The organism is Psychrobacillus sp. NPDC096389, assembly GCF_044762855.1.
Taxonomy (GTDB): Bacteria; Bacillota; Bacilli; order Bacillales_A; family Planococcaceae; genus Psychrobacillus.
Window position 1 is genome coordinate 130,259 of the sequence record NZ_JBIWFB010000006.1, and the last position, 13,629, is coordinate 143,887.

15 protein-coding genes are annotated in these 13,629 nt (G+C 38.7%); 8 read left to right on the top strand and 7 right to left on the bottom strand.

Annotation, left to right across the window (positions count from 1 at the left end):
• Window positions 1-57 precede the first annotated feature (57 nt).
• Window positions 58-945 carry a DMT family transporter gene (locus ACIQ38_RS15560; RefSeq protein WP_402824861.1) on the top strand — a complete coding sequence of 296 codons (888 nt, stop codon included), beginning with the start codon at window positions 58-60 and terminating at the stop codon, window positions 943-945.
• A gap of 43 nt (window positions 946-988) precedes the next feature.
• Here the strand turns inward: ACIQ38_RS15560 and ACIQ38_RS15565 are convergent, their stop codons facing one another.
• A complete protein-coding gene (locus ACIQ38_RS15565) occupies window positions 989-1,645 on the bottom strand; it encodes a LytR/AlgR family response regulator transcription factor (RefSeq protein WP_402824864.1) in 657 nt (218 codons plus the stop codon).
• Window positions 1,646-1,847: 202 nt separating this feature from the next.
• On the opposite strand from ACIQ38_RS15565, the gene aceA reads away from it, so the two are divergent.
• The 4 genes from aceA to ACIQ38_RS15585 all read left to right on the top strand — a co-directional run bounded on the left by aceA (window position 1,848) and on the right by ACIQ38_RS15585 (window position 5,587).
• On the top strand, window positions 1,848-3,131 hold the full coding sequence (gene aceA, locus ACIQ38_RS15570; RefSeq protein WP_402824867.1) for an isocitrate lyase: 1,284 nt from the start codon (window positions 1,848-1,850) through the stop codon (window positions 3,129-3,131).
• 30 nt (window positions 3,132-3,161) lie between these two features.
• On the top strand, window positions 3,162-4,754 hold the full coding sequence (aceB, locus tag ACIQ38_RS15575; RefSeq protein WP_402824870.1) for a malate synthase A: 1,593 nt from the start codon (window positions 3,162-3,164) through the stop codon (window positions 4,752-4,754).
• A 12-nt stretch (window positions 4,755-4,766) separates the two neighbouring features.
• Entirely contained in the window at window positions 4,767-4,889 is a 123-nt protein-coding gene (locus ACIQ38_RS15580) for a YhfH family protein (protein WP_402824872.1), read from the top strand.
• 347 nt (window positions 4,890-5,236) lie between these two features.
• Window positions 5,237-5,587 (top strand): YolD-like family protein, encoded by a 351-nt coding sequence (locus tag ACIQ38_RS15585; RefSeq protein WP_402824875.1) that lies wholly within the window; start codon window positions 5,237-5,239, stop codon window positions 5,585-5,587.
• Window positions 5,588-5,646: 59 nt separating this feature from the next.
• Here the strand turns inward: ACIQ38_RS15585 and ACIQ38_RS15590 are convergent, their stop codons facing one another.
• Together ACIQ38_RS15590 and ACIQ38_RS15595 are read right to left on the bottom strand one after the other, a co-directional pair.
• Window positions 5,647-5,994 carry an ASCH domain-containing protein gene (locus tag ACIQ38_RS15590; RefSeq protein WP_402824878.1) on the bottom strand — a complete coding sequence of 116 codons (348 nt, stop codon included), beginning with the start codon at window positions 5,992-5,994 and terminating at the stop codon, window positions 5,647-5,649.
• A 97-nt stretch (window positions 5,995-6,091) separates the two neighbouring features.
• Window positions 6,092-6,958, bottom strand: coding sequence for a BsuPI-related putative proteinase inhibitor (locus ACIQ38_RS15595; RefSeq protein ID WP_402824880.1), 867 nt, complete (start codon window positions 6,956-6,958; stop codon window positions 6,092-6,094).
• Window positions 6,959-7,108: 150 nt separating this feature from the next.
• On the opposite strand from ACIQ38_RS15595, the gene ACIQ38_RS15600 reads away from it, so the two are divergent.
• From ACIQ38_RS15600 to ACIQ38_RS15610, 3 genes are all read left to right on the top strand, one after another.
• The gene (locus ACIQ38_RS15600) at window positions 7,109-7,801 is read left to right on the top strand and encodes a response regulator transcription factor (protein WP_402824884.1); all 693 of its coding nucleotides are present in this window, start codon (window positions 7,109-7,111) and stop codon (window positions 7,799-7,801) included.
• Between the two features lie 141 nt (window positions 7,802-7,942).
• A complete protein-coding gene (locus ACIQ38_RS15605) occupies window positions 7,943-10,117 on the top strand; it encodes a histidine kinase dimerization/phospho-acceptor domain-containing protein (RefSeq protein WP_402824887.1) in 2,175 nt (724 codons plus the stop codon).
• A 134-nt stretch (window positions 10,118-10,251) separates the two neighbouring features.
• Complete coding sequence (locus ACIQ38_RS15610) at window positions 10,252-10,782, top strand: AAA family ATPase (RefSeq protein ID WP_402824890.1); 531 nt, start codon at window positions 10,252-10,254, stop codon at window positions 10,780-10,782.
• Between the two features lies 1 nt (window position 10,783).
• On the opposite strand, the gene ACIQ38_RS15615 is transcribed toward ACIQ38_RS15610, so the two are convergent.
• Genes ACIQ38_RS15615 through liaF form a run of 4 tightly spaced genes read right to left on the bottom strand, consistent with a single transcriptional unit; the run spans window position 10,784 to window position 13,533 of the window.
• Window positions 10,784-11,083: a hypothetical protein gene (locus tag ACIQ38_RS15615; RefSeq protein WP_402824893.1), complete on the bottom strand. Its 300-nt coding sequence runs from the start codon at window positions 11,081-11,083 to the stop codon at window positions 10,784-10,786.
• A gap of 47 nt (window positions 11,084-11,130) precedes the next feature.
• Window positions 11,131-11,772 carry a response regulator gene (locus ACIQ38_RS15620; RefSeq protein ID WP_402824896.1) on the bottom strand — a complete coding sequence of 214 codons (642 nt, stop codon included), beginning with the start codon at window positions 11,770-11,772 and terminating at the stop codon, window positions 11,131-11,133.
• A complete protein-coding gene (locus ACIQ38_RS15625; protein WP_402824899.1) occupies window positions 11,747-12,835 on the bottom strand; it encodes a sensor histidine kinase in 1,089 nt (362 codons plus the stop codon). Before ACIQ38_RS15625 ends, ACIQ38_RS15620 begins: the two co-directional genes overlap by 26 nt.
• Window positions 12,832-13,533 carry a cell wall-active antibiotics response protein LiaF gene (gene liaF / locus ACIQ38_RS15630; RefSeq protein WP_402824902.1) on the bottom strand — a complete coding sequence of 234 codons (702 nt, stop codon included), beginning with the start codon at window positions 13,531-13,533 and terminating at the stop codon, window positions 12,832-12,834. Before liaF ends, ACIQ38_RS15625 begins: the two co-directional genes overlap by 4 nt.
• Between the last annotated feature and the right edge of the window lie 96 nt (window positions 13,534-13,629).

Below are 13,629 nucleotides of genomic sequence, written 5' to 3' on the forward strand. Positions count from 1 at the left end.
GCACTATCTCAATATGTGCTATATTGAAAGTAAAAAGAGAATTCTAAAGAAGGGGCGATGGGATTGTCTGTTATACCATACATATTTGTACTATTGGGCGCTATTTTATGGGGGACTACAGGGACAGCGCAAACGTTTTTACCGGAAAATGCGCATCCATTTGTGATTAGTGCAGGGCGTTCTGCGGTCGGTGGTTTTTCTTTATTAATTGCGATGATTCTGTTGAAGAAAATTAAGTTTAATAGTTGGCCATGGAAAGAGACGATTTATGCCGCGATTTGTATATCGCTTTTCCAACTATTGTTTTTTTCGTCTGTAAAATTAACAGGAGTGGCAATTGCCAGTGTAGTTGCAATCGGAAGTGCCCCTGTATTTTCAGGACTAATCGAGTGGATATTTCTAAAATTGAGGCCGTCAAAAATTTGGGTTATTTCTACAGCTTTCGCCTTATTAGGATGCGTTTTTTTGTTTATGAATAAAGGGGGAATTACGGTTAATCCGGTGGGGGTTATGTATTCGCTTATTGCAGGAATTGGATTTGCAATATATACGATGTCTAGTAAATCAATTTTACAAAAGGAAGAAGCGATTCCTGCTGTTGCTATGACTTTTTCGGCTAGCGCTGTTTTGTTATTACCGTTTTGGTTTTTGTATGATGTTAGCTGGTTACAGAACGGTGGAAATGTAGGGATTATCTTTTATTTAGGGCTTGCAACGACGAGTGTGGCATATGTGTTATATGGAAGAGGATTGAATAAGATTCCTTCTTCATCTGCTTTAACACTGTCGCTTGCTGAACCGACGACTGCAGCATTGTTGGGGGTCTTTATCGTAAGAGAAATACTAAGTGCGACTTCCTGGATTGGTATTTTGTTATTGCTTGGCAGTATCGTTGTACTGACAGTTGGTAGTAGATCGACGAAGCAAGTATCTGTTAATAGTTAAATACAATAAAGAGCTTTCTCCGCTTGAGGTAGCTCTTTCGCGTTTAAAACCCTAAAGCATTCCGAACATCTGTTGTATACGTTTGACTTATAGGAAGTTCCGTACCATCTTGGAGTAGCACTAATAAATTAGAAGAAAAGTCTCGGATGATTCGATCGATAAAAGCTACATTGACAATATAAGATCGGTGTATGCGTAAAAATGATTCTGGTAGGCGTTGTTGTAATTCTTTCAGCGGAATGCTCGTTTTATAAGGTTCTTTATTTGCATAAAACCATGTTTTTTTCTGAAGACTCTCCATGTATGCAATTTTCTCGATTGGTATTGGTCGCCATTCTTCTTCTAATTTCCCTGTTAGGAATCGATAAGGGGGGGGATTTATAATAGGGTGTTTTGGCGGCAGTATAACAATAAGAGCTCCAGTTTCCCCTAAAATGTTGATTGGATAGGCTATTCCGTAATAAGGTTCACTTACAAGGAAATCCTCTATGATACCCTCTGTTCTACAACAGGTCTGTATAGCTATTTCAGCGATACTTTCTTCTTTCACTTTTTGCCCAATCTTTAACTGTAGATTTTGCTTCTTTGCGTCGAAATAAACGTACTCATCCCTTGATGCAATAGCGATAGAAGCCTCTTTTGGGATCCAATCTTCCAACAAAGCGATATATTGTAGAAATTGTTCTTTCGATATTTCCATCCATTTCCCTCCAGTATGAAAATTCGTCGTTCATCCACCTTATTTGTATTTCATCCTCTTAAAACAGTCATTCGTCTAAAAGTCTATGCAAAATTCTGAATATTGTTATATAGTAGATTACAAGAAAACTAACTGTTATGGAACAGTATAAAAGTAATGTTTTTAACTGTTTCATACATTAAATGAAAAGAGGCGGATAAAAATGTTAACTAGACAACAACAAGTCGAACAATTACGTGCAGAGTGGGATCAAGAGAATCGCTGGAAGGGGATTGAACGTCCATATTCACCGGAAGAAGTGATTAAGCTTCGCGGCTCCTTACAAATCGAACATACGCTAGCTCGCAAAGGTGCGGAGCGTTTATGGAATTCTTTACACAAGGAAGATTTTATTAATGCGCTTGGAGCCCTCACAGGAAATCAGGCAGTGCAACAAGTAAAAGCGGGACTTCAAGCGATTTACTTAAGTGGTTGGCAAGTAGCGGCAGACGCTAATCTTTCAGGACAAATGTATCCAGACCAAAGCCTTTACCCCGCAAACAGTGTGCCAGCAGTTGTAAAACGTATTAATCAAGCATTACAACGTGCCGATCAAATTGATCAAGCAGAAGGCAGAGAAGATCATTTCGATTGGTTTGCACCAATCATCGCTGATGCAGAAGCTGGATTTGGTGGACCATTAAATGTGTTTGAGTTAATGAAAGGCATGATCGAAGCTGGGGCTGCAGGTGTTCACTTAGAAGATCAGTTAGCGTCTGAAAAGAAATGTGGTCATCTTGGAGGAAAAGTACTTCTTCCTACACAAAACGCAATTCGTAACTTAATTGCGGCTCGTTTAGCAGCGGATGTGTCTGGTGTACCAACTGTATTAATCGCACGCACAGATGCGGACGCAGCAGATATGGTAACCAGTGATATTGATCCAAGAGATGCAGAGTTTATTACTGGAGAAAGAACGCCAGAAGGATTTTTCCGCACGAAACCAGGTATTGAGCAAGCAATTACACGTGGCTTAGCATATGCGCCTTACGCAGATCTTATTTGGTGTGAAACGTCGCACCCGAGTTTAGAGGAAGCAAAACAGTTTGCTGATGCCATTCATGCACAATTTCCTGGGAAATTACTTGCATATAACTGTTCACCTTCCTTCAATTGGAAAGCAAACTTAGACGATGAGACGATTGCAAAATACCAAGTGGAGTTAGGAAAAATGGGTTACAAATTCCAGTTCGTAACACTTGCTGGATTCCATGCATTAAACAATAGCATGTTCGAACTAGCACATGACTATAAAACAAACGGAATGGCGGCATACTCGAAACTTCAACAAGCAGAATTTGCAAACGAGGTGAAAGGGTACACGGCTACGAAACATCAGCGTGAAGTAGGAACAGGCTATTTTGATGAAATTACGCAAGTCATTTCTGGAGGAACTTCTTCTACGACGGCAATGAGCGGTTCTACAGAAGTTGCACAATTTATATAATCAATCATGGGGATGGGAGGTTATTGATAAATGGAACAGACTACTGCTAAAAACATTCAAATAGTTGGAAAAGAAACGGAAGCAAGTAGAGAAATTCTAACATCAGAAGCACTTGACTTCATAGCATCGATTCACCACTTGTTTAATGAGAGAAGAAAAGAACTGCTAGAAACTAGACAAGAACGTCAAAAGCAGCTTGATAATGGAGGAACATTAGATTTTTTACAAGAAACAAAAGCCATTCGAGAAGGGGACTGGACAATTGCTCCACTTCCTAAAGACCTTCAGGACCGTCGAGTTGAAATTACAGGTCCTGTCAATCGCAAAATGGTCATCAATGCATTAAACTCTGGCGCTAAAGCATTTATGGCCTGCTTTGAAGATGCAACTTCCCCGACTTGGGAAAATATGATCGAAGGCCAAGTGAATATGCGAGATGCTATTCGAAAAACGATTTCTTTTAAACAAGACAATGGAAAAGAGTACAACTTAAAGGAAGATACGGCTGTTTTAATGGTTCGCCCTAGAGGTCTTCATTTGCTAGAAAAAAATGTGCTCATTGATGGAGAACAAATTGCCGGCAGTTTCTTCGATTTCGGATTATATTTTTTCCATAATGCAAAGGAATTATTAGCTCGTGGAACTGGTCCTTACTTTTATCTACCGAAGCTTGAGAGTCATTTAGAAGCAAGATTATGGAATGACATTTTCATCTTTGCCCAAAAGCAGCTAGGTGTTTCAAATGGCACGATAAAAGCAACTGTATTAATCGAAACGATTATGGCAGCTTTTGAAATGGATGAAATATTATATGAACTAAAAAGTCATTCGGCTGGATTGAACTGTGGACGTTGGGATTATATTTTTAGTTATATTAAACGACTTCGCAATCAACCAAATGTGATTTTACCAGATCGTAGTCAAGTGACGATGACCTCACCGTTTATGCGTGCGTATACGCAACTTTGCGTTCAAACTTGCCATCGTAGAAATGCCCCAGCAATTGGTGGGATGGCAGCGCAAATTCCGATTAAAGGCGATGAAGCGGCAAATGAAGCGGCATTTAACAAAGTGCGGGAAGATAAACGGAGAGAAGCGACTGATGGGCATGATGGAACATGGGTAGCACATCCTGGTCTAGTCCCTGTAGTATTAGGAGAATTTAATGAGCATATGCCTACGTCTAATCAGATTCATCGTAAACGAGAAGATGTGCAAGTGGTAGCTAAGGATTTATTGGAAGTTCCGCAAGGTTCTATTACAGAAGAAGGCTTGCGTTTAAATTGTAGTGTAGGAGTTCAATATATTGCATCATGGTTACGCGGAAACGGAGCAGCACCGATCAATCACTTAATGGAAGACGCCGCTACCGCAGAAATATCACGCACACAAGTATGGCAGTGGATTCGCCATCCAGAAGGGAAATTAGAAGACGGTCGTAAAGTTACGGAAATTTTAGTACGACAAACATTGCAAGAAGAACTAGGGAAGTTGGAAAAAGCATTTGGCAGCGAGAACTATGCAAATGGTCGTTATAACGAAGCAGCTGAGCTCTTCCTCTCTTTAATAAGTGAACAAGAATTTGTTGAATTTCTCACATTGCCAGGCTATGAAAAATTATAGGAGGTGATTTGCATGAAAACAACTACTCAAGAAGTAAGCACAAAACATTGTCGTGAATGCGGATGTGAGATTCATGAGAAAGTAGAATCATCCCTTTATGAATGTGAACGTTGCATCGGCATGAACGAGGAATAACTCTATGTACGAAAGTCCTATCCTTCTTTTACAAGAAAGGGTGGGGCTTTTTTAAATTTAGCAGGATTTTCTTGTTGTAAAAAGAACATACGTTTCATATACTAAATAAAAAGGAGGGAACGTTTGTGCGTGTTTTATTAGAGAAATATTTTAGTCGAGGACAGTATGTGGAATTAATATACCTGTCTAAATCGAATGAAATCAGTAGGAGAAGAGTCAAAATATTGAAGGTGCAGGACAACTCTTTTCAAGGATATTGCTTTAAAAGGAAGGCAAAACGCACATTTCTAATAACGAACGTATTAGCAATCGCTCCCGTTAGTCAAAAAGAAAGCAAGGTGATCTAGGTGGATAGACCAGATTTATCGAAATTACAGGATCGAGGAAGTAAAAAATGGGTCGCAATGATGCTGCCGGAACACGTCAAACTTCTGAGAGAATACATGGAAGAACAAAAGAAGACTCCTCGTCCCCAACTAGATGAATGGGATCTGGATATTATTCAAGAAAATATTCAACTAGCAATGAAACGAAATGTAGAAGTGGAAATAAAAACATGGAGAAACGGAGCATTTCATATTCACTTAGGAAAGGTAACTTGGGTGGATATAAATAAAAGAACAATAGAAATGGAAGACATTCTTACATCATTCATGTTGCAATTGGATGAAATTGTGGATGTAACAATATTAATATGAGCGAACAGATGTAAAACAAACCACCGACCGATATAATGGCAGGTGGTTTGTTTCCAAAACTAAGCCTTAACAGGGCTAAACTCGTGAACCCATACAGTCATGTGAGGTAGCCATGGCATACGAGGGTGGTAAGACAAAATAGATTGTTTGTAGTCTTCCACTGATTCAAAGCCTTCTTGTTTTGCATGTGCATCCGTCAACTCACCAAGCGTTTGAATATATACATTGTCAACAACAAAAGACTGCCCATTCAGTTCCATCATTTCCCCTACGTCTGCATAACGTCCATTGCGCCGAGTGGCCGTTTTCTTACCTTGCAATACTAGTTCAATATCAGATTCCTTTGTGATTAATCGTTCCACTGAACATGTTTTTGGAGGTAAATTTGTTTTTTCATCGTTTGTCATGTAAAGCCCACCTTGTTCAAATAATTTTACTTTGCTATTTCTACGTAAGTGTATACGTTAGAAGCATTTCGGGCTATGGTTATAAAAGAGTATTTTTTTAGTTAGACGAATTTGTATAGACTTGGTCTCGTGTAAATGGCTCCGACACTACTAGATGAGCGAGTGTTACAGGAGAATTACCTTCTTTTTCAAAATATATTTCCTCTAACTCGGGAAAGTTATCAAAATAGGAATGTACAATTGTCCCGATAAACATGTGCTCCCCGGCGCTTCCTTGGACATTACTTAATCCACTGTCCATATTTAATATGAGTTTCGTGTTATTATTCTCGAAACGGTAATCAATTAAACCCACTTCCAAAACCATTATTTCATCAAAAATTTGACGGACTTCATCACCTGAAGGATCAATAGTTATGTCATATGGTTCTACATATTCCGCATTCGCATCAGCCTGATAGACGGTAATCGTTTCCGTAGATACAGTGCTTTCAGGTTCATCCTTTCCATCCCACTTATAAGCTGTCTGTTCTTTTTGTTCACTTAATTCATTAGAAGTAGACCACGCAATGAGTGTATAAGAACCAGCCGGTACTTCTGCTAATTCTGTTTGAAGCTCAAGCGGAATGACTATTTCTTCACTTGGCTTTAATGTTTTTTCTTGAAGCATTAAGGTAAATGTTTTATTGGCTGAATACGTATAAACGACATTATTTTCATTGTCTAAAAGTTGATATTCAATTTCCTGTCCACTTGGATATGTTATGCTCTTTTCGACTTCTGTTTCATTTTTAATCGTAAAGGAAGCATTGCCATCCTCATTTACTACCAATTTAGTCAAAATAGTTTTGTCTTCCTGCGGTTGTGGGTCTCCACCTGTAGTAGGATCGGCATTACTTGTTCCACAGCTCGCTAGGAGCAAAATGATGAAAATCGAAAATGCGCCCCAAATAAGCTTTTTCATAGAATCACTCCTTTATAGGATTAGACTGTTTACCTCTTAGAAAGTTACATATAAATTTCTTAAGAAATTCTTCATAATTATCCTTCTGAAATGTTAAGAAATGAACGGTACAATAAGAACCATAAGAAAGAAAAGATTGGAGGTAAGCAAATGACACAGTTTACAGTGTTAGTGACGGATGATGATCAAGATATTCGAGACGGCATCGAAATTTACTTGAAAAATGAAGGATATAACGTATTGAAAGCTGCGGACGGACTAGAAGCATTGCAACTAATAGAAGAAAATGAAGTACATGTCATTGTACTAGACATTATGATGCCCAAAATGGACGGCATTGCAGCAACATTTAAAATACGAGAACAAAGAAATATCCCAATCATTATGCTTAGCGCGAAGGCAGAGGATTCGGATAAAATTCATGGATTGTCTGTTGGAGCAGATGATTACGTGACAAAGCCTTTTCATCCAATGGAGCTAGTGGCACGCGTGAAGTCGCAACTTCGGCGCTATACAAAGCTTGGTACGTATCAAGGACAGCAAGCAATCATTGAAGTCGATGGACTCGTGTTAAACAAAGAAGCAAAAGAACTGACGGTAGAAGGCGCACCAGTGAAACTAACACCGATTGAATTTAAAATCACCGAACTTTTAATGATGAACGCAGGGCGAGTGTTCTCTATCAATGAAATATACGAGCGTGTCTGGCATGAACCCGCCTACAACGCGGAGAACATCGTAGCAGTGCATATCCGAAAAATACGTGAAAAAATAGAAGCAGATCCGAAAAACCCAAGATATGTGAAGGTGGTGTGGGGAGTTGGCTATAAAATCGACAAGTAAATGGAGTTTACTACTGTCAATTTTAGCAATTGCGTGCGGCATCATTTGTCTAACCTACTGTCTAGCTAACTGGATGCCACTAATCGAAATTAAAGAGAGTTTTGTTCAAATTATTCAAAATATGAAAGGGGGCGTTGCGGGATGAAGCATGCAATCGGAAGAAACATATTACTTAGCGCTTTGGCGGTAATCACCGTATTAGGTCTGTTTACACTAATTGAGCAAGGACCAAACTTTATCGGTACAAGTTATTTCGATAGTGGTGACTTTGAGTGGCAGTTAGATGAATTTGAGGAATCCATTATTCCATTAGTGTTAGCACCGCCAGATAAAGAAGAAGTAAAGAAAAAAATTACAGTGACTCCAGAAGAAATAGAGGAATATCGCTATCGATATGGAGACCTAGAAAGTCAATTGAATTCCATCCGAAATCAATATCAAAGTGAGACAGGGGAAATCACAACAGAAACAGCGACAGACGGAGCATCAGAAGAAACAACTACCGTGGAAACACCGAACGATGCTTTACTTGCGGAGCGTGATAAAAAGCTAGCAGATATCACGAAAAACTTCACAGATGACAGCTATGTAGAAAAAAAGATTCGAGCAGAAAAAGAAGCGAAAGTAGATAGCTATTACAAAGCAGTCGAACATGCAAAAAATGATTTATTAAATCAAAAAGAAGATTTTATATACGACTTAAAAAATGTGGAAACGGGAGAACGTTTTACAAACGGAGAAATAAGTTCGAAAAATGCATTTAAAAAAGAATACTCCAGTAAATACGGTTATTTAAGAAAGCGCACTGTTTATCAACAAGTGGATGAAAGTTGGCTAGTCACTGACATAATGGGAAATCCATTTGCCCGTTTTGAAGGAACCATTGCTATTCCGGAAGGTAGTATTTTGAGCGGACATAGAGCTATTGAGTATAAATCCTTTTTAACAAACCAACGCACGTTTTATGGGGTAGTAGTAGCAGGAATTTTAGCGGCAGTTGCCTTTACTTTATTATGGAGAAAAAATAGCGAAACGTTTCGAGATAAGAGCAGGGAAGAAAAATATCGACAGTTGCCGATTGATGTAAAACTAGTATTGTTTCTCATTAGTATTTTGACGGACATAATTGCTATTGGGTTTTTGAAGGATTTCATCTTGTATAGAGACTATGACATGCAAATAATTACTTTTATTTTTGCAGTTATTTTTACAGCAATTACACTGTATCAATGGAAGTGGATGCGTGCAGGGTTTGGTCCAGTAGAGTGGAAAAATACCTTTACTTATAGCTGGGGAAAATCATTACAAGGGTTTTTCTTGAAGCAATCTATAGGGCTTCAAACATTAATCATGTTAATCGTCGTGTTTTTCTGGGGAGTAGGAACATTGCTTGTAATGATGGTACCGGTGGCATTAATCATTTGGATACCAGCAACGTTATTAATAGGAATACCAGTACTCATTGTTTTACTGTCTAGAATGGCATACTTAAATCGAATTTTCGTGAAAACAGAAGAAATGGCAAAAGGCATTATCGGAAATGAAATTGAAGTAAAAGGTAAATCTGAATTTGCAGGGCATGCCAAACATTTAAATGAAATACGCAGCCTAATCAAATCTTCTCATTCCGAGCAAGCAAAAAGTGAGCGATTAAAAACAGAGCTAATCACAAATGTGAGTCATGACCTTCGCACACCATTAACATCTATCATTACGTATACAGATTTGTTAAAAAATCCAGGCATTACAGATGAAGAGCGAGCATCTTATATTGCCATTTTGGATAAGAAATCGATGCGTTTAAAAACACTGATTGAGGACTTATTCGAAGTGTCGAAAATGGCATCCGGGAATATCGAGCTAGACAAACGGAAAGTCGATTTAACTCAATTGTTGCAACAAGCCATAGCCGAACACCAAGAAGACATTGATAAATCCGGTCTAGAATATCGGGTAGCTATCGGCACAAAACCAATCATGGCCTATGTCGATGGACAAAAATGGTGGCGAGTGCTGGATAATCTAATCATCAACACATTAAAATATGCTCTTCCGAATACTAGAGTATATATTAACTTGGACCAAGTGAACTTCGATGCTGTTTTCGTCATCAAAAATATTGCGAAATATGAACTAGGCAATGATGTGAATGAATTAACCGAACGGTTCAAACGAGCAGATACATCGCGACACACAGATGGTTCTGGTCTAGGGCTTGCAATCGCACAATCCATTGTAGATCTGCACGGCGGCAGCTTACGAATGGAAGTAGATGGAGATTTATTTAAAGTGACGGTGAAAATTGAAGTAATTTGATAAAAAGCGGGAAATCCTATGGTGGATTTCTCGCTTTTTGGTGTGAGTATGAAGATTAGTTGGAAAAAATGAGCGTTTAGTTGGAATCCCGGTACTGCCTATTTTGAGATACTTAGTAAAAAGGGGAGATGGAAATGAAAATCTATATTATCGGCTCGGTTGGTAGTGGCAAAACAACGTTGGCTCGTGAAGTGTCAAAAAAACTTCAGATTCCGCATTTTGAAACAGATAATTTTGTATGGACTAGACGTCCAGCGGGTGATATTCGCAATGAAATCGAAGTTCGTGACCAGTTGCTACGGGAAGCAATTGCCACAAATAATTGGGTTATAGAAGGCGTTCATATAGATTGGACAGACGTGGGGTTACAAGAGGCAGATCAAATTATCTTTTTAGATTTTCCTACAACAAAACGCGGAAGTCGAATTATAAAAAGATATATTCGGCAGTTGCTACAACTAGAGAAGGCGAATTATAAACCGACATTCTCTATATTTCGTCAAATGTTCAAGTGGAATAAATACTTCGAAGAACAGATGAAGCCAGAATTTCTAATAAAGTTTAGTGCCTATGAGTATAAAGTTCGTCGTTTTCAAACAGATAAAGAGGTAAAAGGGTGGTTTCACCAATTAAAAAACCAAAAAAGAGAACTCCCTATTCCTTAGGTCATCCTCTTTTATGTCGCGAACGATTTCTAGATTGATCTTGTTCTTTCTTCAACTCTTCCATTTGACCTAACAATTGATCGAGCTTATTTTGTATATCGGAAATTTGTTGTTGTTGATCTTGTGCGGCACGCGTTGCTTCTTTATAATCACGATTTGCTTCGTACAACGCAATGCCTGTTCCGATTGTATCCACAACATATCCAATCGAAAGAATGACAGACGCTATAAACCCGACAGTCAAGCCTAAGTTAGGTGGTAATTCGTCATTTGGATCGTCAGGTATCATATTTGCTAACATCCTTTACTTCTTCTTTTCATTAGCATATGATAAATATCCTTTATAGGTTATTTTTTCGGTTTAACAAGCTGATGTTCAAAAGCATAAATAACAGCTTGCGTTCGGTCGCTTACTTCCAGTTTCGATAAAATATTGCTGACATGTGTTTTGGCTGTTTTGAGGGCGATAAAGAGAGTGTCCGCAATATCTTGATTTGTTTTACCTTCCGCCATTAGCAGCAATACTTCGATTTCGCGGTCTGTTAAATCTTCATGTAATGCATGTTCAGAACCTTGGCGCATGCGTTTCATCATTTTGTTCGTTACTTCTGGTTCTAAAACGGCATCACCACTTAGTGTTTTTCGGATTGAATCCGCAATATGGGATGCTTTAGATGTCTTCAACAAATAGCTGATTGCGCCGGCTTCAAGAGCGGGATACACTTTGTCGTCATCGATAAAGCTTGTGACAATCATTACTTTTGCTTCTGGCCACTTTTGTACAATTTCACGTGTTGCTTCTGCACCATTCATGATGGGCATGACCATATCCATTAAAATAATATCCGGTTTATGCTGGAGTGCCATGTCGACCGCTTCTTGCCCATTTACAGCTTCTGCGACAACATCCATATCTGGTTGTGCTTGTAAATAAGCAGATACACCAATTCGAACCATTTCATGATCATCCGCTAATAATATTCGAATCATTTCCGATCTCCTTTTCTTGTTTTATTTCCATCCGTATTTCTTGCTTTTCAATCGGTAATTTAACTTCCACAATCGTCCCTTGAGAAGGAACGGATACTACTTTACATATGGCACCAATTTCTACCGCTCGCTCTTTTACATTTTCCAAGCCGTACGAGCCTGTTTTTGCGTCTGATATTTCAAAACCAACACCATTATCTTGAACTCGGAAAATAGCAAGACCGTCCCGTTCGACAAACAATATATCGACCTCTGTCGCTTTGGCATGGCGTAATGTGTTCGACAAAGTTTCTTGCGCAATGCGGAATAAATGATCTTCCGCCCCTTTTGGAAGCACCACTTCTTCTAAGCGGTAACGTATAGTGAAAAATACTTTTTGTTGGAGCTCGACTAATAGCTCTTCCATACCTTGTTTCAAAGATTTATCATGTAAAGCCGCTGGGCGAAGATGGAGAAGTAATGCTCGCATTTCAAGTTGGGCTTGCTGCACGATTTTTTCGGTTTGTGTTAACGTTTTGGAAGCTTTACCGTGCTGTGATTCCTCTATTTCTACCATTGTGGAAAGGAGCATCGATGCTGCAAACAATTGCTGAGAAACGGAATCATGCAATTCTCTAGCTAGTCTTTGTCTTTCTTGGACGATTCGTTCTTGAATAAGCTTATCTTGTGCCTCTGCTTTTTCATTTGTAATTCGTTGTAATGTTTTTCGTTGCGTTAAAATGAGTTGTTCCAATTGGGCAGTTGTAACGTTCAAACGCTTGGAATACACATACTTTTTCTTGCTCGGTACATAGTTTTCTGCCTCTAATAATGGTCGTAAGCCTGTTTCAATCTTCTTTTCTTGATCTCGTACCTTTTGGAGTGTGTTCAATGAAAAACTAAAACTCATAAATGCTAAAACAATAACTATCCACACACCAAAAGGAACTTCCGCATACGTATTCTCCAGTAAAGACCACCACATTAAATCATTTGGCCAACCCCAAACGGCATATAAAAGAAGGGTTGCAAGTACTAATAAAATAATAAAAATAGAAAATCCTTGCCCTAAAAATATCTTCATTTGCGAATCACCTCGATATCCCCGATCCAGGTAGATACAGTGATTACTAACTCTGAAGCGTATGTCACATCATCCAAATAACCATCCTTTAATACAATTGATTGGTTCCATAATCGCTGAGCACCGCGTCCGAAAATATTTGCTTCTCCAATAATCGTTGCATAATGGAGTCGTACAGGGATTTCATATGGAACATAAATGACTACTTTTCCGAGCGTTTGGCGAATAGATATAAAAGAAGTGCCTTTCGGTAAAACGGTTTCCGTCACATCAATTACATGCTCTCCGTAGAAACCTTGTACGTGGACATCTTGCCACTCATATGCTTGAAAAGGAGTCGTTTGGGAGGAAAATAACTTATTTTGAATAATACTATTTGGCGTCTCATCGTATACGTTACCGAATGGACGGACTACATTACGTATCGGTTCATTTTTCCAAAGCTTATAAAGGATATACAGCATAACAGCCATCAATAAAAGTCGTAAACTCCACATAGAAAAAACAGCCATCAGCAAAAAGACAACACCAGTCCAAAATAAAAAGCGACGTTGTTTGCGAAGGCTAAAGTAGATCATCCCAATACCGAGAAGGGCCAATACAATACTACCGTTTCCAAAAACTGTAGCTTCAATGAACATAAGAAAAACAAAACAGATGAGAATAAAGGCAAGCTTGTTTGTTTGGTTTTCCTTCATACCGTTTCCCTCCTTTTATACGAACAGTAAGATATAGACTTAACACGTTTTAAATACATAGCTTATTGTTCGTAAAGATGTGAATAGAGGAGAAAT

Coding starts and splice junctions, on each gene's coding strand:
- ACIQ38_RS15560 (WP_402824861.1), top strand. CDS start 58: ATGGGATTGTCTGTTATACCATACATATTTGTACTATTGGGCGCTATT.
- ACIQ38_RS15565 (WP_402824864.1), bottom strand. CDS start 1,645: ATGGAAATATCGAAAGAACAATTTCTACAATATATCGCTTTGTTGGAA.
- aceA (WP_402824867.1), top strand. CDS start 1,848: ATGTTAACTAGACAACAACAAGTCGAACAATTACGTGCAGAGTGGGAT.
- aceB (WP_402824870.1), top strand. CDS start 3,162: ATGGAACAGACTACTGCTAAAAACATTCAAATAGTTGGAAAAGAAACG.
- ACIQ38_RS15580 (WP_402824872.1), top strand. CDS start 4,767: ATGAAAACAACTACTCAAGAAGTAAGCACAAAACATTGTCGTGAATGC.
- ACIQ38_RS15590 (WP_402824878.1), bottom strand. CDS start 5,994: ATGACAAACGATGAAAAAACAAATTTACCTCCAAAAACATGTTCAGTG.
- ACIQ38_RS15595 (WP_402824880.1), bottom strand. CDS start 6,958: ATGAAAAAGCTTATTTGGGGCGCATTTTCGATTTTCATCATTTTGCTC.
- ACIQ38_RS15600 (WP_402824884.1), top strand. CDS start 7,109: ATGACACAGTTTACAGTGTTAGTGACGGATGATGATCAAGATATTCGA.
- ACIQ38_RS15605 (WP_402824887.1), top strand. CDS start 7,943: ATGAAGCATGCAATCGGAAGAAACATATTACTTAGCGCTTTGGCGGTA.
- ACIQ38_RS15610 (WP_402824890.1), top strand. CDS start 10,252: ATGAAAATCTATATTATCGGCTCGGTTGGTAGTGGCAAAACAACGTTG.
- ACIQ38_RS15615 (WP_402824893.1), bottom strand. CDS start 11,083: ATGTTAGCAAATATGATACCTGACGATCCAAATGACGAATTACCACCT.
- ACIQ38_RS15620 (WP_402824896.1), bottom strand. CDS start 11,772: ATGATTCGAATATTATTAGCGGATGATCATGAAATGGTTCGAATTGGT.
- ACIQ38_RS15625 (WP_402824899.1), bottom strand. CDS start 12,835: ATGAAGATATTTTTAGGGCAAGGATTTTCTATTTTTATTATTTTATTA.
- liaF (WP_402824902.1), bottom strand. CDS start 13,533: ATGAAGGAAAACCAAACAAACAAGCTTGCCTTTATTCTCATCTGTTTT.